Source organism: Enterobacter sp. MGH 4 (genome assembly GCF_000534735.1).
Classification (GTDB): Bacteria; Pseudomonadota; Gammaproteobacteria; order Enterobacterales; family Enterobacteriaceae; genus Enterobacter; species Enterobacter intestinihominis.
The window spans coordinates 1,062,875-1,082,465 of record NZ_KI973289.1 but is presented as its reverse complement, the minus strand read 5'-3'; the positions used below and the strand labels follow the sequence as shown (position 1 = coordinate 1,082,465).

The 19,591-nt window shown below is 56.6% G+C and carries 17 protein-coding genes; 7 read left to right on the top strand and 10 right to left on the bottom strand.

The window, feature by feature from the left end; genetic code table 11:
• Positions 1-9: 9 nt before the first annotated feature.
• On the bottom strand, positions 10-2,478 hold the full coding sequence (treY, locus tag L350_RS17285) for a malto-oligosyltrehalose synthase (RefSeq protein WP_032624232.1): 2,469 nt from the start codon (positions 2,476-2,478) through the stop codon (positions 10-12).
• Positions 2,475-4,262 (bottom strand): malto-oligosyltrehalose trehalohydrolase, encoded by a 1,788-nt coding sequence (treZ, locus tag L350_RS17290; protein ID WP_032624231.1) that lies wholly within the window; start codon positions 4,260-4,262, stop codon positions 2,475-2,477. The genes treY and treZ overlap by 4 nt, the downstream gene beginning before the upstream one ends.
• 131 nt (positions 4,263-4,393) lie before the next feature.
• On the opposite strand from treZ, the gene L350_RS17295 reads away from it, so the two are divergent.
• The 4 genes from L350_RS17295 (at position 4,394) to L350_RS17310 (ending at position 7,912) form a co-directional block, all read left to right on the top strand.
• Positions 4,394-4,921: a GNAT family N-acetyltransferase gene (locus L350_RS17295; protein WP_022648161.1), complete on the top strand. Its 528-nt coding sequence runs from the start codon at positions 4,394-4,396 to the stop codon at positions 4,919-4,921.
• 111 nt (positions 4,922-5,032) lie between these two features.
• Complete coding sequence (locus L350_RS17300; protein WP_022648162.1) at positions 5,033-5,917, top strand: SDR family oxidoreductase; 885 nt, start codon at positions 5,033-5,035, stop codon at positions 5,915-5,917.
• Positions 5,918-6,024: 107 nt separating this feature from the next.
• On the top strand, positions 6,025-7,002 hold the full coding sequence (locus L350_RS17305) for an MBL fold metallo-hydrolase (protein ID WP_032624230.1): 978 nt from the start codon (positions 6,025-6,027) through the stop codon (positions 7,000-7,002).
• A gap of 1 nt (position 7,003) precedes the next feature.
• The gene (locus L350_RS17310; RefSeq protein WP_032624229.1) at positions 7,004-7,912 is read left to right on the top strand and encodes a LysR family transcriptional regulator; all 909 of its coding nucleotides are present in this window, start codon (positions 7,004-7,006) and stop codon (positions 7,910-7,912) included.
• Here the strand turns inward: L350_RS17310 and L350_RS17315 are convergent.
• Complete coding sequence (locus tag L350_RS17315) at positions 7,903-8,787, bottom strand: LysR substrate-binding domain-containing protein (protein WP_032624228.1); 885 nt, start codon at positions 8,785-8,787, stop codon at positions 7,903-7,905. The genes L350_RS17310 and L350_RS17315 overlap by 10 nt on opposite strands.
• A 111-nt stretch (positions 8,788-8,898) precedes the next feature.
• On the opposite strand from L350_RS17315, the gene L350_RS17320 reads away from it, so the two are divergent.
• From L350_RS17320 to L350_RS17330, 3 genes are all read left to right on the top strand, one after another.
• Positions 8,899-10,380, top strand: a complete 1,482-nt coding sequence (locus tag L350_RS17320; protein ID WP_023300147.1) for a UbiD family decarboxylase — start codon at positions 8,899-8,901, stop codon at positions 10,378-10,380.
• Between the two features lie 129 nt (positions 10,381-10,509).
• A complete protein-coding gene (locus tag L350_RS17325; protein ID WP_022648167.1) occupies positions 10,510-10,797 on the top strand; it encodes a VF530 family protein in 288 nt (95 codons plus the stop codon).
• A gap of 7 nt (positions 10,798-10,804) precedes the next feature.
• Positions 10,805-12,094 (top strand): glycoside hydrolase family 10-like protein, encoded by a 1,290-nt coding sequence (locus L350_RS17330; protein ID WP_022648168.1) that lies wholly within the window; start codon positions 10,805-10,807, stop codon positions 12,092-12,094.
• A 38-nt stretch (positions 12,095-12,132) separates the two neighbouring features.
• On the opposite strand, the gene dsbG is transcribed toward L350_RS17330, so the two are convergent.
• The 7 genes from dsbG to L350_RS17365 form a co-directional block, all read right to left on the bottom strand.
• Entirely contained in the window at positions 12,133-12,909 is a 777-nt protein-coding gene (gene dsbG / locus L350_RS17335; protein WP_022648169.1) for a thiol:disulfide interchange protein DsbG, read from the bottom strand.
• A gap of 41 nt (positions 12,910-12,950) precedes the next feature.
• Positions 12,951-13,508 carry an RNA polymerase sigma factor gene (locus L350_RS17340; protein WP_022648170.1) on the bottom strand — a complete coding sequence of 186 codons (558 nt, stop codon included), beginning with the start codon at positions 13,506-13,508 and terminating at the stop codon, positions 12,951-12,953.
• A gap of 5 nt (positions 13,509-13,513) precedes the next feature.
• Positions 13,514-13,927, bottom strand: a complete 414-nt coding sequence (locus L350_RS17345; protein ID WP_032624227.1) for a hypothetical protein — start codon at positions 13,925-13,927, stop codon at positions 13,514-13,516.
• A 191-nt stretch (positions 13,928-14,118) separates the two neighbouring features.
• Complete coding sequence (locus tag L350_RS17350; RefSeq protein ID WP_032624226.1) at positions 14,119-15,669, bottom strand: methyl-accepting chemotaxis protein; 1,551 nt, start codon at positions 15,667-15,669, stop codon at positions 14,119-14,121.
• Between the two features lie 95 nt (positions 15,670-15,764).
• Positions 15,765-16,781 carry a LacI family DNA-binding transcriptional regulator gene (locus L350_RS17355; protein ID WP_032624224.1) on the bottom strand — a complete coding sequence of 339 codons (1,017 nt, stop codon included), beginning with the start codon at positions 16,779-16,781 and terminating at the stop codon, positions 15,765-15,767.
• 28 nt (positions 16,782-16,809) lie between these two features.
• Positions 16,810-18,216, bottom strand: coding sequence for a sucrose-6-phosphate hydrolase (locus L350_RS17360; protein WP_032624223.1), 1,407 nt, complete (start codon positions 18,214-18,216; stop codon positions 16,810-16,812).
• Positions 18,216-19,586, bottom strand: a complete 1,371-nt coding sequence (locus tag L350_RS17365; protein ID WP_032624222.1) for a sucrose-specific PTS transporter subunit IIBC — start codon at positions 19,584-19,586, stop codon at positions 18,216-18,218. Before L350_RS17365 ends, L350_RS17360 begins: the two co-directional genes overlap by 1 nt.
• Between the last annotated feature and the right edge of the window lie 5 nt (positions 19,587-19,591).

The window sequence follows — 19,591 nt, the reverse complement described above, 5'->3', positions numbered from 1 at the left end:
TCTCCTCAATTATTCGCAGGTAAGCAGAACCAACAAACATCCCTTTTCAGACGTTAAATCCAGCGTCTCTGGCAGAAGGCGACGCTCACCGGTAAACAGATCCCGGTAGTGCTTCCCGGCCAGCGCCTGGGGTATGGCCACGGTAGTATTGGCCCACAGCATCGCATTATCGGTGACGTCAAACACCAGGCGCGGCACGGCGACGATCAGCGCCTCGTCATCTTTGATGCGGGCATAAACGATCAGATTCTCCTCCCGCTCGCCGGTTACCTTCAGCGGCAGCCAGTCGCCGTAGCGGAAAAGCGCGGGGTAATGTGGCCGAAGCCGTAACAGCGTGGCGGTGACGTACTGCTTCACGCTGCCGTCTCGCCAGCGTTGCGCATCGTTAAAAACGGTGCCATCCGCTACGCTGAGGTTTTCCGACAGTGCGGCGAAATCCGGTTCGCGGCGGTTATCCGGGTCGACGAGGCTGAAGTTAAGCCCCTCGCTGCCCTGGTAGATGTCCGGTACGCCAGGCGCAGTCAGTTTGATCACCGTCTGGCTCAGGCTGTTCATTAACCCAGCCCGAATAAACGGCTGGAGTGCGGCACTGAAATCACGCAGGAACAGGGTGTTATCCGGGGAAAGCAGATGGCGCACGTAGTCCAGGACCACGCTCTCGTAACCTTCGTTGCTGTCGATCCAGTCGGTACGCTGCTTGGCCTCGCGCAGGGCTTTCTCGATAAAGCCGAGGAAACGCTCTTCCAGTGACTTAAGGCCATCACGATCCTCAGGCGACAGGGTTGCTGGCCAGACGCCCGCCAGCGCCTGGAAGATCATCCAGGTGTCGGCGGCGTTCGGCGCGGTGCCATCGTTGAGGAATCGGACCTGCGTCTGGTTCATCTGCCGCCAGCGCGCCAGATTTTCTCCCCACAGATCTGGCGCTTCCGTCAGCGTATACAGACGAGCTCGTGCATCCTCGCCGCGTTTGGTGTCGTGGGTGGAAGTTCCCAGCAGCGCATCGGGCTGGCGGGCAAGTCGAATGCGCATCTCCTGATGAAAACGGGAAAGTGAAAACGCGCGCGGCGTCGGGTCGGCGCCGACTTCGTTCAGGGCCAGCTCCAGGTTATGGCGGAAGAACAGCGTATCCTCTACCGATTTCGCCATCAGCGGCCCGGTCAGCTGCTGAAAACGGGTGCGGAAAAGCGAGGCCAGCGCGTGGTCATGCTCCGGCAGATCGCCGGAAAGAATACGCACAATCAGACTCAGAGCGGGTTCAGAGGTGTTGACGCTGGCGACCACGCGACTGAGCAGCGCCACATCCGGTGGCGTCAGCCCCTGTGCGGTGCCGTAGGTGCGATACACCGGAAACGCGATAAGCAACTCGCGCAGGGCATGGCGGATATCCTCATGCTCCACTTCGGCACCGTTATGCCCGGCCAGCTCGCTGGCTATTTTGAGCAGCGTGGTAAATTCACCTTCAAAATTACGATCGGTCATCAGGCCTTTGGCGTTGCGAAGTTCCGCCTGCCTGTCAACGGTCGTACCCAGCGTCTCGTCGTAGAGCGTCTCCAGCCGCGAGAGGTTGGTATCATCCACCAGCACTTCCGCCAGGGAGGCGATAAACTCATAGCCCGTAGTACCTGAGATGGGCCACTCCGGAGGAAGCTGTTCCCCTTTGGCGAGGATCTTCTCTACCGTGATGTAGCAATCCGGTCCGGTCGCCGCACGTAGTCGCTGCAAATAGCCCAGCGGATCGGCAAGCCCGTCCACATGGTCAATGCGCAGGCCGTCGACAACCCCGGCGTGGACAAGCTCAAGGATGAGGCGGTGCGTGTCTGCGAATACCGCCTCATCCTCTACCCGCACGCCGACCAGCCCGGTGATTTCAAAAAAGCGCCGCCATGAAAGCTGTTTCGGCGCTTCCCGCCAGGACATCAGCCGCCAGCTTTGCGCCTCGTGGATCTCAGCGATGCTCTTGCCTTCGGCATACGTGCCGGGATTAAGCGGATAGGCGGTATCATAGTAAACCAACGCCGCGCTGTCAGTGACACTGTCACGTTTCAGGGTGATAGCCCCCCGCTCCAGCTCGGCTTCAAAGGTGTCGCCAAGAAACGGCAACGTCAGCGGTCGGGACCAGTCGATATCAAAATATGCCGCATAGCGGCTCTGCCGACCATGCTCGATAACATCGCGCCACCAGCGGTTTTCCAGCGAGGTCGACATATGGTTAGGAACGATATCCAGAATCAGCCCCATTCCCGCCTGTTTCAGCGCTGCCGCCATGCGGTCAAACCCTTCCCGCCCGCCAATCGCCGGGTCGATTTCGTTGGGGTCGGTCACGTCATAGCCGTGGGTGGAATCCGTGGTTGCGGTGAAAACAGGTGACGCGTAAAGATGGCTAATTCCGAGGTCTTTCATATACGGAATCAGGTCCACCACGCGATCGAAGGTCATGCCGTTGCGAAACTGAATTCGGTAAGTAGAGGAAGGGATCATAGCGCTGCTTCTCCATCAGCAAAGCGAACAACAATACTGTTCGGCGGCAGGTTTTCGACTGCCTCCGGCCAGCTAAAGATCGTTTTTCCGGGCAGGTCCGCTAAGGCGAGGGGCTTTTTGCCGATATTCAGCGCCAGCGACAGCGTACCGGACGGAAAACGCCAGCTCACGGCAACCATGCCGAGCGCCGTTTGCAGGACGTTACCCTCCACGGCGCCTCGCTGTTTCAGTAACGGGACGATAAAGCGTTGACGCAGCGCAATCAGTTCGCGCGTACCGTGCAGCCACGCCCTACCTTCCTCCGTGTCTGCCTTGTTCCAGTCAAGCTTCGACCTCATAAAGGTATTTACGTCATTGGGATCCGGTACGGTTTCATCGTGCCCGGCATGGCCGGTAAACTCTTTCGCGCGCCCCTCCCGCACGGCTTTCGCCAGGTCGCCGTGGAAGTCGGTGAAAAAGAGGAACGGATGCGTTTCGCCATACTCCTCACCCATAAACAGCAGCGGGATATGTGGCGACAGGAGCAGCGCCGCGAACAGCACGCGCGTTTTCTCCGCCCCAGCCAGAGAGATAAGCCTCTCCCCCTGGGCACGGTTACCGACCTGGTCGTGATTCTGAATAAAATCGACAAAAAACTGCGGTGGTTGCTCGCGACACTCTACCCCGCGCGATTTCCCGGTCAGAAGCGAGATTTCCCCCTGGTAGACAAAGCCCTCTGCCAGCGCCCGCGCCAGCTTTTTCTCCGGCTCAAAGGCAAAATCCTGATAATAGGCGTGTGATTCCCCGGTCGCGAAGACATGCGCGGCGTTGTGAAAATCATCATTCCATTCGGCGGTGAAAAGCGGCGTCTGACCATGCTCATCGCGCGGATGCAGGAAAATCACGTTGCGACTGTCTTCGGTGGTCAGATGGATATGCCGATCCGGAAAGGCGTCGCGGATCCGTTGCGCTATCTCGGGAAGAATATGGGTCTCAGCGTTGTCATGGATCTGGTCGATGGCGTCGAAGCGCAGACCGTCAAGATGATACTCCGAGAGCCAGAATAACGGCGCCTCAGCGATGTATTGCCGGACGGCTTCAACCTCATAGGCTATACCGTTGCCCCACGGGGTCATACGATCCTGATGGAAAAACGCCGGCGAGAGCAACGGCAGGTAGTTCCCTTCCGGGCCAAAGTGGTTGAGTACAATATCCAGCACCACGGAAAGCCCGAGCGCGTGGGCGGCATCGATGAAGGCATGAAAATCATCCGGTGTGCCATAAGCTGAGTGCGGGGCATACAGCAGTACGCCATCATACCCCCATCCGCGCGCGCCCCCGAACTGGGACACGGGCATCACTTCCAGTTGCGTAATACCCAGTTCGGCCAGATAAGGCAATTTATCGATGGCCGCCCTGAAGGTTCCTTCCCCGGTGAAGGTGCCGACATGCATCTCGTAGATCACCGTCTCTTCCCATGGCCGCCCTTGCCATTCCCGCTGTGCGGGCAGGTTGTGACGCGGGTCGATTACCACCGACGGGCCGTTGACGTCAGCCTGTTGCGCGCGCGAGGCCGGATCCGGCACCGCCATTCCATCCTGTAAAACAAACTGATACGGCGTACCGTGTCTGACGCCGGGCACGTCAACCTGAAACCAGCCGTCGCCCACCGCCGCCATCGGAATGTCGGTGTCGGTTAAACGCAACGTGAGATCTTTCTGCCCTTCTGCCCAGACGCGAAAACGTACAACGTCATCGGAAATAAACTCAGCACCCCAGTGCCTGCGACATGTTCTGAATTCCATTCATTGTCCTCGAATGACCACATTTTACGCGGAACGAAATACAAGCTTAGACCAGGATGAACAGAGTGTTATGCCAGCAGGGTATGCCGCTTCGTCTATTATCTATTTATAACTCCCACTTAAGGAATACTATGCATATTCGAAAAGGATTAAGCACCGACCTCGCCCGTCTTGAATGTTGTGATTTTTCTTTTACGGTCGATGAGATTGCCAGAGAACCTTTTCTCAATGGTGATTTGCATATCGAGGCGCTAACCGATCCTTATCATAAAACCTATGAACTGGATCTCCAGACGCTGGAAAATCATTGCGTTAATCCCGATTCAATATTTCTTATCGCCGAAACGGATGACGGTGAAATCGCCGGTTTTATAACCGCGTCCTGCAACTGGAATAAATTTATTTCGGTGGATTACATTGCCGTGGAGCGTTCAAAACGCCGAACGGGCGCGGCGCACAAGCTGATGTCTGCCACCCACGTCTGGGCGCGAAGCCTCAATGCGCCCGGTTTACGGCTGGAGACGCAGAACGTTAATGTTTCTGCCTGCCTTTTCTATCGTCACTATGGGTTTATTCTGGGCGGTTACGATCGTTACCTTTACAACGCCCTGCCGGAAAAAGATGAGGTCGCCCTTTTCTGGTATTACATGCTGGCTTGAGAAAATATTTTATATCCGCCACTGGAATATAGATTTGTCTGAATTTGTCAATTTTGCCCGCTTACGTTTAATTAACGACTAATCTTGGAATTCACTATTAAGGAGGCCGGTATGTCTACAGGAAATAATCACACGCTGCATTACCCTCGTCCACCGTTTGCAGAACAACCGCAAAGGGCTCCCGGGCTGGCATCGGAAATGAAGCCAATACCGGATCATGGTGAAACAAGTTATATCGGGTCAGGAAAACTGGCAGGAAAAAAAGCGCTGATTACCGGCGGTGATTCCGGCATTGGTCGCGCGGTAGCCATCGCCTATGCCCGTGAAGGTGCAGATGTCGCTATTGGCTATCTGCCGGAAGAGGAGTCCGATGCGGCATCGGTCATTGCGCTGATTCAGGCCGAAGGCCGTAAAGCGGTCGCCATTCCCGGCGACATTCGCGTGGAGTCCTTCTGCGACACGCTGGTGGAAAAAGCCGTTGCCGAACTGGGCGGCCTGGATATCCTGGTGAATAACGCCGGACGCCAGCAGTACTGTGAATCTATCGACGATCTCACCACGGCAGATTTTGACGCGACGTTTAAGACCAACGTCTATGCCCCCTTCTGGATCACCAAAGCTGCGCTGCGCCATTTGCAGGAAGGTGCCGTGATCATCAACACCACTTCCGTTCAGGCGTTTAAACCGAGCGCGATCCTGGTGGACTATGCGCAGACCAAAGCCTGTAACGTGGCCTTTACCAAGTCTCTGGCCCAGCAGCTTGGGCCGCGTGGTATTCGGGTAAATGCCGTCGCGCCAGGTCCATACTGGACGCCTCTTCAGTCCAGCGGCGGTCAGCCGCAGTCTAAAGTTCAGAAGTTCGGGGAAGATACGCCCCTGGGGAGACCGGGTCAGCCGGTTGAAATCGCACCGCTGTACGTGCTGTTTGCCTCCGATTCCTGCTCATACGCTTCCGGGCAAGTGTGGTGTTCTGACGGCGGTACCGGCGTGCTGTAAAGCATCCTCTCAGACCTATCCATTTCATGGATAGGTCACATTCACTCCCCTGCTGTTCTCAAAAATCGCAGTTGAACTATGATGAACTTACTATTAAGGAGCCCATCATGTTTACTGTGAAAAAACTTGCGATATCAACCCTGTTGACCGGTTCAGTTTTATTCTTTCCAGCGATCCACGCGGTGGCCAGCGTTCCGCAGCATGTGGTGAAACAGCAGGCTGGCGGCTACAGCGTTCAGGTTGGCGACACGATTATCACCGCCTTTACGGACGGCAGCGTGCCGCAGGATCTGCATGCCTTACTGCGCCGGACGACGGCGGAAAATACCGATGCGTTACTGGCCAAAAACTTCCAGGCCAATCCGGTGGAAGCATCGATTAACGCGTTTTATATCGCCTTGCCCGGTCACAAAATCCTGGTGGATACCGGTTCCGGTCAGCTCTTTGGCCCCGGCAAAGGCGGGCGGCTGATTGAAAGCCTGGCGACCCAGGGCATCAAACCCGAAGATATTACCGATGTTCTAATCACCCATGCGCACTCCGATCACGCCGGTGGTCTGGTCAAAGACGGTCAGCGCGTGTTTACCCACGCGCAGGTCTATGTCGGCAAACCGGATATCGATTTCTTCTTTAACGACGAGAACCAGAAAAAATCGGGCTATGACCAGAACTACTTCGATGTCGCGCACAAGACATTAAAGCCTTATCTGGATGCCGGAAAAGTGAAGACTTTCTCAGGCACCGAACAGCTTCTGCCGGGCATCAGCGGTACGGTTCACCCGGGCCACACCCCAGGTTCCGCGTTTTACACGCTGGAGAGCAAAGGTGAAAAAATTACCTTTGTCGGCGACATCATCCACGTCGCCGCAGTTCAGTTCCCGCAGCCCAACGTGACGATTGCTTACGATGAGGATCAGGACGGCGCCGCCCGGGTGCGCAACGCAGCTTTCGCTGAGTTTGTGAAAAACAAAGATCTGATTGTGGCGCCACATCTGCCTTTCCCCGGGATCGGCTATGTGACGAAAGGTGAGCGGGAAGGCTACGCGTGGGTCCCGGTGACCTATACCAACCGTGACGCAAAATAAGATGTCCCCCTCCGATATGGATATGGACCTGATCCTGACGCTGGATGCGTTACTCAGGTACCAGAATATCACCCATGCGGCCGCGCGGCTGGGCATCAGCCAGCCAGCAATGTCTGCCCGCCTGGCACGCCTGCGCGTGTTGTTTGGTGAGCCGCTGTTTGTCCCTTCCCCACACGGACGTGGGGTGTTACCGACGCCGCGCGCCGAAGCGTTAAGGCCGCAGGTCGCGACGGTTTTGCAGGGCATAGCGGCGATGCTTGAACCCACCACGTTCAACGCGCAGAACAGCAACCGCACCTTTGTTATTGCCCTGCACGAAAACCCGGCGCTAATGCTGGGGGCTGAGTTGCAGAATCAGATTAGCAGTGCGGCGCCAGGTATCCGCCTGCGTTTTGCGCTCCCGGAAACCCAGCTGCTGTCAGCGCAGATGGAAAATGGCGATGTGGATATTTATATCGGCGTTAATGCGGGGGCGCACGATGCATGGGTCAGACGCAAACTGTTTGACGATGAATATGCCACAGCCCAGCGGAAAGGCCATCCGCGCGGTACGGGGCCGGTGCATCTGGAAAGCTATTGTAGTCTTTCACACCTGGTGGTTTCATCCGAGGGCGACCCGTTCGCGGGCTTTGTCGATCAGCATCTGGCGGGGCTTGGCCACCAGCGTAACGTGGTGATGTCGACGCAAAGCTATGCGATGGCGCCTGCGATTGTTGCCGGTACCGATTTACTCTGCACCCTACCCAGACGCATGTTGCTACGCTTTACGCAAACGCTTGATATTTTTCCGCCGCCGCTGGATCTCCCGCCGATCGTCATCGGTATGTACTGGCACCCGAAAAACAGTCAGGATCCGGCTAATCGCTGGCTACGTGAACAGCTTCTTCAGGCCGCCGGACGTCAGGTATGATCGAGGATACTCAGCAATTTTTTCAGGACCTCAGAGCGAATAATCCGGTGGCAAACCAGCGTCAGCTCGCTCTCCCGGAGTCGGTCAAGAATATCCACAAAGACGACGTTTTGTACGCATATCGCCTTCGCTGAAGCTGGCAGCATGGCGATGCCAAACCCTGCCGAGACAAGGCTTATCACCGTGGGGACATCGGTGGCATTTTGCACAACGTCAGGCTGTACGCCCGCGCTGTGGCAGGCATCATAGAAATATTGCTCCAGCCCCATCCCCTCCGGGTCGCGCAGGGCGATCCACTTCTCCTCTTTCACCGACGCAAGCGTCAGCGCGGCGGAGCCCGCCAGACTGTGTTGACGAGGTAAGGCCAGCACGGCTTTTTCCGTTGTAAAAGGACGACTTTGAAGATCGTCAGGCAGCAGCGGTAACGGGGCACGAGTAATGGCCACATCCAGCTGGTTGCTTTGCACGCCGGTATAAAGGGTTTGCACGTTTCCCGTCATCATGGAAAGGCTGATGGCTGGCCATTTCTCATGTAAAAGCCGCAGCGCGTCGGGCAGCTTACTGTCGAATATCGCGCTTGAAACGCATCCGAGATTCAGCACGCCCTGTTCCCCTCTGGCCGTCTGTCTGGCATCCAGAATGGCCTGATCGGTCATAAAAATCGCCACTCTGGCTTTACTGAGAAACGCCTCACCGGCTGGCGTCAGCGTCAGGCGACGATTCGCCCGGCTAAAGAGCACTACCCCCAGACGATCTTCAAGCGTTTTGATTTGCTGGCTTAGTGCCGGTTGCGCCATGTTAAGGCGCTCCGCCGCACGATGCATGTGAAGCTCTTCCGCCACCACGATAAAATTGCGCATCAGTCGAAACTGCATACTGTGCCTTCATTATTGATAATAAAATTCATATTAAAATAGCATGAATGATGCAATTGATAGCCTTCTTCGTCCGGTTAAGAATGGATGCAATCATCCGAGGGGGAAAATATGGAAAACCACATCAACGATCTCAGAAGTGCTATCGAACTGCTCAAACGCCATGAAGGTCAATACCTTGAAACCAGCCATCCGGTCGATCCTGACGCGGAGCTGGCGGGTGTGTACCGGCATATTGGTGCTGGCGGCACGGTAAAACGTCCGACGCGCATCGGCCCGGCCATGATGTTTAACGCTATTAAGGGGTATCCCGACTCCCGTATTCTGGTCGGTATGCACGCCAGCCGTGAGCGGGCGGCGCTCCTGTTGGGCTGCGAGCCCTCTGAACTGGCAAAACATGTCGGCCAGGCGGTGAAAAACCCGATTGCTCCCGTTGTCGTCCCGGCGGCCCAGGCGCCGTGTCAGGAGCAGGTGTTTTATGCCGACGATCCGGACTTCGATCTGCGTAAATTGCTTCCGGCACCGACCAACACGCCGATAGATGCCGGTCCGTTCTTCTGTCTGGGGCTGGTGCTGGCAAGCGATCCGGAAGACGCCTCGCTGACCGATGTCACTATTCACCGTCTTTGCGTTCAGGAGCGCGATGAGCTCTCCATGTTCCTTGCCGCGGGCCGCCATATTGAAGTGTTCCGTAAGAAAGCCGAAGAGGCGGGCAAACCCTTGCCGGTCACGATCAATATGGGTCTCGATCCCGCTATCTATATTGGCGCCTGTTTCGAAGCCCCTACCACGCCCTTCGGTTACAACGAGCTGGGTGTCGCCGGTGCATTACGTCAGGCTCCCGTCGAGCTGGTGCAGGGTGTGGCCGTAAATGAAAAAGCGATTGCGCGTGCGGAAATTATTATCGAAGGCGAACTGCTGCCGGGCGTGCGCGTAGAAGAAGATCAGCATACCCACACCGGGCACGCGATGCCGGAATTTCCCGGCTACTGCGGGGAGGCTAACCCCTCCTTGCCGGTAATCAAAGTGAAGGCCGTCACGATGCGTCATCAGGCGATCCTGCAAACCCTGGTAGGACCGGGCGAAGAGCACACCACGCTGGCCGGTTTGCCAACGGAGGCCAGCATCCGGAATGCGGTGGAAGAAGCCATCCCCGGTTTCCTGCAAAACGTCTATGCGCATACCGCTGGCGGGGGCAAATTCCTTGGGGTATTGCAGGTTAAAAAACGCCAGCCCTCTGACGAAGGGCGTCAGGGTCAGGCGGCCCTCATCGCGTTAGCCACCTATTCCGAGCTTAAAAATATTATTCTCGTCGACGAAGACGTGGATATTTTCGACAGCGACGACATTTTGTGGGCGATGACGACCCGTATGCAGGGCGATGTCAGTATCACCCATCTGCCGGGGATCCGCGGTCACCAGCTCGATCCGTCTCAGGCGCCGGACTACAGTCCCTCCATTCGTGGCAACGGGATCACCTGCAAAACGATTTTCGACTGTACGGTGCCCTGGGCGCTGAAGTCCCGCTTTGAGCGTGCACCCTTTATGGAGGTAGACCCGACGCCGTGGGCACCTGAATTGTTTAAAAAATAGTATTAACCGGCAATCCTCTTCACCCTTTACGGGTGAAGAACCTCACGCTGAAATTGCCGCGTCCCCTGCTTTCTTGTAACCTTTGAGCGTTTATCACATCCCCATAAAAAATGAGACTACCGGACGCCTATGACAGCACCTATTTCCAACGATCCTTTGCATGGCGTAACGCTTGAAATGCAGGTTAACGCGCTGGTTGCGCGATATGGCTGGAATGAACTGGGCAACCGAATCAAAATCAACTGTTTTCGCAAGGACCCGAGTGTTAAATCGAGTCTGAAGTTCCTGCGCCGGACCCCATGGGCGCGGGCGGAAGTTGAAGCCCTCTACCTCGACTCCCTTCACGATGACGGTAACGAGGAACAGGACGAACCGGCGTTTAATCCCTGGACGGATGGCCGGACACCCAGGAGCTAACACGCAAATGATGCGACACGTAAAACGGACTGGCGCGCTGCTTGGCTGCGCGCTTTTACTGGTAAGTTGCACTTCCAAACCACCCAAATCACTCGTTACCCCGCTGCCGCAGGCGAAACCTGTACAGCAGACTAACGAACCCATGCGCGGGATCTGGCTGGCGACCGTCTCCCGTCTTGACTGGCCCCCCGTGTCATCAGTGAATGGCCGCAGCGCGGACCAGCGTATCGCCCAGCAACAGAAGGCGCTGACGGACAAGCTCGATAAGCTGAAAAAGCTTGGGATCAACACCGTCTTCTTTCAGGTAAAACCGGACAGTACGGCGCTGTGGGCCTCTGAAATACTGCCGTGGTCAGATACCCTGACCGGGACTATCGGGGAAGACCCCGGTTACGATCCGCTCCAGTTTATGCTGGATGAAGCGCACAAGCGCGGGATGAAGGTTCACGCCTGGTTCAACCCTTACCGCGTCTCCACCAACACGAAGCCGTCGACCATCGCGGCGCTTAACCGTACCTCGTCGCTTCATCCCTCCAGCGTCTACGTCCAGCATCCGGAGTGGATCCGCACCTCGGGGGATCGTTTTGTTCTCGACCCGGGCATTCCCGAGGTGCGGGACTGGATAACCCAGGTGGTGATGGAAGTGGTGAATCGCTACCCTGTCGACGGCGTTCAGTTCGATGACTATTTTTACACCGAGACGCCGGGCTCAACCCTGAACGATGCCTGGACCTTCAGGCGCTACGGCGAGGGATTTGCGTCGAAAGCTGACTGGCGTCGGCACAATACGCAGCAGCTGATTGTGCAGGTATCAAGGGCGATCAAGCAGGCAAAGCCTGAGGTTGAATTTGGCGTCAGCCCGGCGGGTGTATGGCGCAACCGCTCCTTCGACCCGGCAGGATCGGACACGCGCGGTGCCGCAGCCTACGATGAATCCTACGCTGACACGCGAAAATGGGTACAGCAGGGTTTACTGGATTACATTGCGCCGCAGATCTACTGGCCCTTCGCCCGCGACGCGGCACGATACGATGTGCTGACAAAATGGTGGGCTGACGTGGTGAAACCGACCCATACCCGCCTGTATATCGGGATCGCGTTCTACAAAGTGGGCGCGCCTTCCAGAAACGAACCGGACTGGACGGTGAACGGCGGCGTACCGGAGCTGAAAAAACAGCTCGACCTCAACGATTCACTGCCAGACGTAAAAGGCACCATCCTGTTCCGTGAAGACTATCTTAACCAGCCGCAGACGCAGGAAGCCGTAAATTACCTCCGGGGGCGCTGGGGTAGTTGACTGACAAAAGGCAGAAACGTCCTGTTTCTGCCTTTTTTTTACGGCTTCGGCCCGAACATCGCCTCAAGCTGTTTTGCGTCTGGCATGCCCACGACCTGCTGCAGTTCGTTTTGCTCATTCAGGTAATAAATAGCCGGTGTGGCATTTGCGCCGAGACTGTCCATAAGCGTCTGGTGATTTTGCAGGATCTCAACGGTTTCCCGTGAAGCCGCCCCTTCAGGTTTAGGCAGCTTTTTACCGCCGGACAGCTCGTACTCTTTCCAGGCCGACACCGGATCTTTGGCATTCAGGATCGCGGAGGCGTTACGCCCGCTGTTCGGGTTAAGAAACGCAACCAGCAGCGTGTTGAGCTGGACCTTGCCGGCCTTCACCCACGGCTGCGCTTCAGCCCAGAACTGCTTGCAGTACGGGCAGAACGGGTCGGCAAAAACAAAGACTTTGCGCGGGGCGCTCTCCGCGCCCTCTTTCAGCGGATGCGCCGCATTGAGCTTTTTCCACATCTCGCGGCCCATCGGGGCGTAGATCTCTTTCTGGAAAAAGGCCTCGCTGAGGTTGGTTCCCTTCTCATCATACAGATAGCCAGACACCACGTGCTTTCCGTCAGGGGTCAGAAAGAGCGTCACGCCCATGTCCTGATACTGCCCCAGCCACGCTGGCGCGCCGCCGGGGGCATCAATTTTCTTAATGATTTTGATATCCTGCTGCTCACTGAAGTGCTTTACCACATCCGGAAGCGACTCCTCTGCCCTGACCAGCCCTGAAAACAGCAGAGCAGAGAGTAACAGCATCTTTTTCTTTGCTAACAGTTGAAGCATAACGACCCCTCTAAGATATTGTTTTTCAGAGTGGTCGAACTTTATTGCCCTGTCAACGCTTCATAAATATCCTTGAGGCGACTACGCAAAAATCGCACGGCTTTGTGTTTGCGGGATAATAACGCCTGCACGCTGTCGCCCGTTTCCTCTGCCAGCGCCTTCATGGTGTATCCCTCAAATTCCGTTTTTTCAAACACCTCGCGCTGTGGTGGCGGCAGTTCCGACAGGGCTTGCCCCAACTCTTCCCACAGCAGCATGTTGAGATACTCCTCCTCCGGCGTTTGCGGTACGCCGAATAACGTTTCTGCAATCTCCTGCTCCGGAAAGTCCTCGTCATCTGCCGTCAGGTACCCCGGCAGTGAAACCTCATGCTTTTTTCGCGCCCGGTCGATCATCTCATTTCGCGCGGCGCGAAACAGCCAGGCGGCTACGTTCTCGACCGGTTGTTCCACTTTCATCAACTGCCAGGTCACTTCCTGAAGAATATCATCGACATCATCACGAACCGCAGTCCGTCCGCGAATGAAGGCTTTTAGCCGTGCGCGGCAGGCATTGAGTGCCGAGATCAGTAATGATTCCCCCGCCTCACCGGCTTTCATATCGCTCACTCGGCTTCCGGCGCTTTCGCAGCGTTATCATCTCGCTTCTCATCCCGGCCATCGTGCCACCGGCAATGACCGTGACGACCAAATCCTGCCCGACGCTGCTGAATGAAGGCCTCCCGTTGTTCGGGGGTCATATTCATCCATTGTGCGTGCATACGACGGTGTGCACCGAACCTGCCTGGACGAAAACCCAGCCCACCGAAAAGAATGCGGCTCAGCAGCAGTATCCCCAGCGCCTGCCAGAAGCCAATGGCTTTAACCCCCAGGATGGCAGGGAGCAACGCGTTCCAGAGGGACATGACCAGCAGGCCAAGCACCACGAACAGGACTGCGCCTATCACGATGCCCTTGTACATACGATGGCGGCCCAAACCACGTCCGTGACCTTTTCCGTGCATATCAAAATTTCTCATGTGTACCTCGTTTATGTTGAATGATTATGGTCTCTGATGAGGTAGACGGATGAGGAACAGAAATATTGCCGGGGAAAGATAAAATTTATGTGATAGCGGCTTTGTACGGATAACAGTAATGGCTGAAGGAGATTGTGCAGCGGCTGAATGCAGACATTAAAAAGGCTCCAACAGGAGCCTTCCTCATTTAATCACGCAATTGCCGGCAGACGAAAACTCGAAATACTCTGCGACAGCTGCTGCGCCTGCTCCTCCAGCGAGGCCGCGGCTGCGGCGGATTGCTGCACCAGCGCCGCGTTCTGCTGGGTCACACCGTCCATCTCCGTTACGGCCTGCCCAACCTGACCAATTCCACGGCTCTGCTCTTCTGAGGCAACCGAAATCTGTTCCATCAGCGTATGCACTTTATTCACAGAGCTGATAATAGAATCAATCACCTCTCCCGAACGATTCACCAGTTCCGCACCGTTTTTCACGCTGGAAACAGACTGGGCGATAAGGCTTTCGATATCCTTCGCCGCCACCGCGCTTTTCTGGGCCAGGGTGCGCACTTCACTTGCCACCACGGCAAATCCTCGCCCCTGTGTACCGGCACGCGCCGCTTCAACGGCCGCGTTCAGCGCCAGAATATTAGTCTGGAAAGCAATACTGTTGATGACACTGGTGATGTCCTCAATACGCTTCGAGTTGGACGCGATAGTATTCATCGTTTCGATGACTTCACGGGTTACCGCTTCACCGGTATGGGCATTTTTCACGGCATCCTGCACCAGCTTACCGGCCTGGAACACGTTATCGGTGTTATTCGCCACCGTCGCGCTCAGCTCTTCCATGCTGGCGGCCGTCTGGGTCAGGGCAGAAGCCTGTTGCTCGGTACGGGAGGCCAGGTCGATATTGCCGGAGGCAATTTCCTGCGCCGCATGCGTTACGGTGTGGCTGGCATCGCGCACCTGAGAAATGGTGGAGAGCAGCGCCTGGCGCATCTGCTCCATCGAGGACATCAGGTGATCGATTTCATTCCCGGAATCACGCTTGATCGGTACCGGTACGTCCAGCTTCCCGGCCGCAATCTGTCGACAGTGCTCGCGCGCCAGGTTCACTGGCGCAAAGACCACGCGTTTCATCAGCAGGCTGACGACGAAGATCACCACCACGAACAGCACCGCAATGCAGGCGATAATAATCAGACCCGACACAAAATTATGGCTCGCATCCTCGTTCAGCGTTTTGGCGTACTTCTGGTGAACGGAGAGAACCTGATCGAGCACAATTTCATATTGGCGATCGAGTTGAGACACCACGGGAATAAGAGCGTTGAACCGCGACACATCGTGAGCGGCGGCAGCGGCAATCAGTGGTGCCAGTCCCTGGTTACGGTAGTTTTGCCACGCTTGCTGGTAGGCAGTGACCAGCGGGGCTTCGTCCTGCAAACGCGGCGAGGCCATAAACGCCGAAAATGCACTATCGGCTTTGGTCAGCGCCTCTTTAACCGAGGCCAGTTTCGCAGACGAGTCGGTGGCGTCCCCCGCTTCCACCATTTTTACATACTCCATAACCCTGACGCGCAGGGTTCGGCTATGGTTAATGGGATCAATAATGGACAGGACCACCTGAATTTCTTTGTTCACATTATCCAGCGAAGTATTACTTTTAATGATGAGCCCAACGCTGGTGATGGTGCTGGCCACAAAGAAGAAAAGCAGAGAAAACAGGATAATCAGGGATGATTTTTTCAACGACATAACACACCTCAGGGATTTAATTTCCCTTTGGTTATCGGCTGAATCCGATCTTTAATTAATTAAAGTTATTGATATATCCGTCAGACTTTACCCTGTCACTCCACGGCCTTGTACCGCCGTTGCAGTGTGGCATCCAGTTTACGCTGGATCGGCTCCGGCGTTTCCCCTTCAATCAGTTTGCCAATCAGATCAAAGCAGTGCCAGGCGAGCTGACGGTTATCCTGACGAACGGTATCGACAGGAATGGTCAGAGAATCATAGAGATAGTGATCGTCAAAGCTGGCCAGACGCATGTCGCTTTGCAGCAGATTATGTTGCCCCATATAGCGCAACACCCCTTCCAGCAGACCGCAGGCGGCGGTAAAAAGGGCTTTTGGCGGGCGGCCCAGGCGCGCGCAAAGTTCGGCAAACATTTCGTAGCCGGAGCTCGGATGGTAATTACCATGAATAATCCACTCCGGACGTAACTCGACGCCAGCGTCACGCAGCCCCTGCTTAAACCCTTCCAGACGGTCACGCGTCGGGGAAAGCCGCGGCTGGCCGCCGAGGAAGTAGAACTCATCCGGATGCTGGCGCGCAATGTCGGCCACCAGCGTGGCGGTCGGGGTAATTGAATCGGTGAGGACCAGCGGCAGAGAACTGTCGTTCATATGACGGTCAAAGAGCACAACGGGCAACTGCTCGCTCAGCTTTTGATAATCCGCGTCGTTGAGCATGCTGGAGGCGACAATCAGCCCGTCCACCTGGCGGGCCACCATGTTATTGACCACCACCGTCTCCTGGCCCGGATTTTCATCGCTACAGGAGATCAGCAGCTGAACACCCGCCTCGCGGCAGAGGGTCTCCAGCTCATGAGAAAAAACGGCAAACCCGTAGTTGGTGATTTCCGGCACCACCAGACCAATGGTGTGGCTGCGGTTCTCCCGCAGCGAACGGGCGTGAATACTGGGCTGATAATGATGTTCTTTGGCAATCGCCAGCACACGCTCGCGTGTCTCCTCCGCCACCCGAAGCTCTTTGCTGCGGCCGTTCAGAACCAGACTGGCGGTGGCTTTTGATACCCCCGCCAGCTCCGCGATATCTTTAATGGTGACGCGTTTTGTTTTTCTCACAACGACTTAGATCCGGCTGCCAAAACCCCTATTCTATCATGCAGCTGCGCAGCGACCAGTAGCGTAATGTGATGTCGGACGCACCTTCGAAGCGAACCTGGGCCGGATGGTCAGGAAAATAGCGGCTGCTCATGACGCCTTCACCGTGATTGATGAAAATTTCGACGCTGGAACGGTCACACAGCACGCGTAAATGATGAACAGTGCCCTGCCAGTAGCGGGTCAACGTCTCTCCGGTTTCCAGGCTGGCGCGTTCCAGACGGATCCCCGCATCATCCATAATCAGCCGCAACGCGCCGGCAAAATCCACGTTTACGCACGATGCGCTCAGTTCGAACTCAAGACGCGTTCCCTCCAACACCGGGGCATCGCTGGCGCGTCCCTGCCAGTGATGTTCATCCTCGCGCAGCGTTTCCAGCTCACGGACCGGCGTTTGCCAGAGCTTACCGTCGCGGTAGCGCAGCTCGCGCGGACAGGTCATCTGGTGGATCCAGCCGTGCACCCGTGTAGGCTGGAGCATCTCTTCGCCGTCCGGCACGCCCATCCAGCCGATGAGGATGCGGCGGCCGTCTTCTGCCACCGTGGTTTGCGGCGCGTAAAATTCGAAACCGGCATCAAGCTCATGCAATTCGTCGTGCGCAAATGCAGGCGTTTGATAATCAAATGCCCCACTCATCCAGACGGCCGGATAGGTGTTGAGATAGCGATGCGGTTCGCGCGCCAGCCCCTGTGGGCAGCAGATCAAGACGTGTGTGCCATCAAGCGCAAACAGATCCGGGCACTCCCACATATAGCCCGCGTCCGTGAGTCCATTGACGCCGTGACCGGCGATTTCGCCGCAGGACGCCCAGGTGTGCAAATCGGCTGACGTAAACAGCAGCACCTTGCCGCGCTTATGCTGATCCTGCGCCCCGAGCACCATGTACCACTGCCCGTCATGGCGCCACACTTTCGGGTCGCGGACGTGCCCGGTATACCCGTCCGGCAGGGGCAACACCGGTCCCAGTTTGGCAAACGTGCCGTCGTCATTTTGCACCGCCAGACACTGCCAGGCGGTGCGGCCGCCATCGTCAAACTTAACGTTGCCGGTATAGCACAGGGTCAGCACGCCGTTGTTATCCACGGCGCTGCCGGAGTAACAGCCATTGCGGTCATACTCTTCGTCAGGCATCAGCGCCATTGGCTCGTGCTGCCAGTGCACCAGATCTGCTGAGCTCCAGTGCCCCCAGCACTTGTAGCGATGATCGCAGCCCAGCGGGTTCCACTGATAAAACAGATGGTAACGTCCGGCAAACCAGATAAAGCCGTTCGGATCGTTCATCAGCCCTGTCACCGGTGCGGGATGCCACTGCGGATAGTGGCTGTCCGCCAGCGCACGCGGCTGGCCTTGCATAATGGCCTGCAACACGGCAGGCCAGCGGGAAGGTAAGGTCATTATTCAGAGTCCGTTTTATATTTCAGCAGCAGAGAGACGGTGAACGCCACGCCAAAGGCAATCACCATGCCGATAATATAGTTGAGCAGCGAGCTGGCCTGAACGATCGCCATACCGGGAATCGCCGTCAGCCCAACGGCGGTCATGTAGACATGCACCGACACCACCCAGGCACCGCCCGCTGCGCCACCGATCAGGGCCGCGATAAACGGCTTCACGAAACGCAGGTTGATGCCAAAAATTGCCGCTTCGGTGATGCCCAGCATCGCGGAAAACGCCGACGGTAAGGTAATGGCTTTGATTTTGGCATCACGGGTTTTGAACCACACCGCCAGACATGCCCCGCCCTGCGCCACGTTCGCCATCGCCCAGATCGGCAGCAGGAAGTTCACGCCAATCGACGGGTTACCCAGCAGTCCGGCCTCAATAGCGTGGAAGCTGTGGTGAATGCCGGTAATGACAATCACCGAATAGAGCCCACCAAACAACAGCCCGGCCAGCCAGCCCGCGTGGGCAATCAGGGTGCTAAGAATAAAGGAGATCCCGTCGCCCAGCGCGCGTCCCGCCGGGCCAATAATCAACAGCGCGATAAAGCCGGAGATAATGACGGTCAGGAACGGCGTCAGGATCAGATCTAACGCATCCGGGATCGCCCGGCGAAGCTGTTTTTCCACAATGCTCATAAACCACACCGCCAGCAGTACCGGGAAGACGGTTCCCTGATAGCCAATCATGGCGATTTCAAGACCGAAGAAGTTCATGGTGTGGAAGCCGGACGCTACGCCCCAGGCGTTGGTCAGCGCCGGATGAGTCAGGATGCCGCCGAGCGTTGCGCCCAGATACGGGTTGCCGCCAAACTCCCGCGCGCCGGTGAAGCCAATCAGGATCGGCAGAATAATAAACGCCGCCGAGCTGCACATATCCAGCATGATATAGAGCGCGTTATCCGGATTAACCCAGCCGTAGGTTTTAACCATCCCGAGCAGGCCCATCAGCAGACCCGAGGCCACGATCGCCGGAATAATCGGCACGAAGATGTTGGAGAGCAGACGCGCGATGCGCTGGAACGGGTTCAGCTTGCGGGCTGCAATATCCGCCGCTTCCGATTTACTGGACTCGCTAATCCCTGCCGCCTGAATAAACGCGGTGTAAACCTTATTCACCACCCCTGTGCCGAAGATCACCTGCATCTGCCCGGCATTTCGAAAACAGCCTTTCACGCCTTCAACCTTGCCGATAGCCTGCTGGTCGGCAAGCGCATCATCGACCAGCACCAGACGAAGGCGCGTGGCGCAATGTGCCGCGCTGGCAATGTTCTCTTTGCCACCGAGCAGCGGAATCAGCTCGCGCGCAATATGATTAAAATCCATAGATA

Bases quoted from the DNA above. Each gene is read 5' to 3' on its own strand.
- treZ (WP_032624231.1), bottom strand. From the start codon at position 4,262: ATGGAATTCAGAACATGTCGCAGGCACTGGGGTGCTGAGTTTATTTCC.
- L350_RS17295 (WP_022648161.1), top strand. From the start codon at position 4,394: ATGCATATTCGAAAAGGATTAAGCACCGACCTCGCCCGTCTTGAATGT.
- L350_RS17360 (WP_032624223.1), bottom strand. From the start codon at position 18,216: ATGACCTTACCTTCCCGCTGGCCTGCCGTGTTGCAGGCCATTATGCAA.
- L350_RS17315 (WP_032624228.1), bottom strand. From the start codon at position 8,787: ATGCAGTTTCGACTGATGCGCAATTTTATCGTGGTGGCGGAAGAGCTT.
- treY (WP_032624232.1), bottom strand. From the start codon at position 2,478: ATGATCCCTTCCTCTACTTACCGAATTCAGTTTCGCAACGGCATGACC.
- L350_RS17345 (WP_032624227.1), bottom strand. From the start codon at position 13,927: ATGAGAAATTTTGATATGCACGGAAAAGGTCACGGACGTGGTTTGGGC.
- L350_RS17300 (WP_022648162.1), top strand. From the start codon at position 5,033: ATGTCTACAGGAAATAATCACACGCTGCATTACCCTCGTCCACCGTTT.
- L350_RS17350 (WP_032624226.1), bottom strand. From the start codon at position 15,669: ATGTCGTTGAAAAAATCATCCCTGATTATCCTGTTTTCTCTGCTTTTC.
- L350_RS17330 (WP_022648168.1), top strand. From the start codon at position 10,805: ATGATGCGACACGTAAAACGGACTGGCGCGCTGCTTGGCTGCGCGCTT.
- L350_RS17320 (WP_023300147.1), top strand. From the start codon at position 8,899: ATGGAAAACCACATCAACGATCTCAGAAGTGCTATCGAACTGCTCAAA.
- dsbG (WP_022648169.1), bottom strand. From the start codon at position 12,909: ATGCTTCAACTGTTAGCAAAGAAAAAGATGCTGTTACTCTCTGCTCTG.
- L350_RS17310 (WP_032624229.1), top strand. From the start codon at position 7,004: ATGTCCCCCTCCGATATGGATATGGACCTGATCCTGACGCTGGATGCG.
- L350_RS17325 (WP_022648167.1), top strand. From the start codon at position 10,510: ATGACAGCACCTATTTCCAACGATCCTTTGCATGGCGTAACGCTTGAA.
- L350_RS17365 (WP_032624222.1), bottom strand. From the start codon at position 19,586: ATGGATTTTAATCATATTGCGCGCGAGCTGATTCCGCTGCTCGGTGGC.
- L350_RS17305 (WP_032624230.1), top strand. From the start codon at position 6,025: ATGTTTACTGTGAAAAAACTTGCGATATCAACCCTGTTGACCGGTTCA.
- L350_RS17340 (WP_022648170.1), bottom strand. From the start codon at position 13,508: ATGAAAGCCGGTGAGGCGGGGGAATCATTACTGATCTCGGCACTCAAT.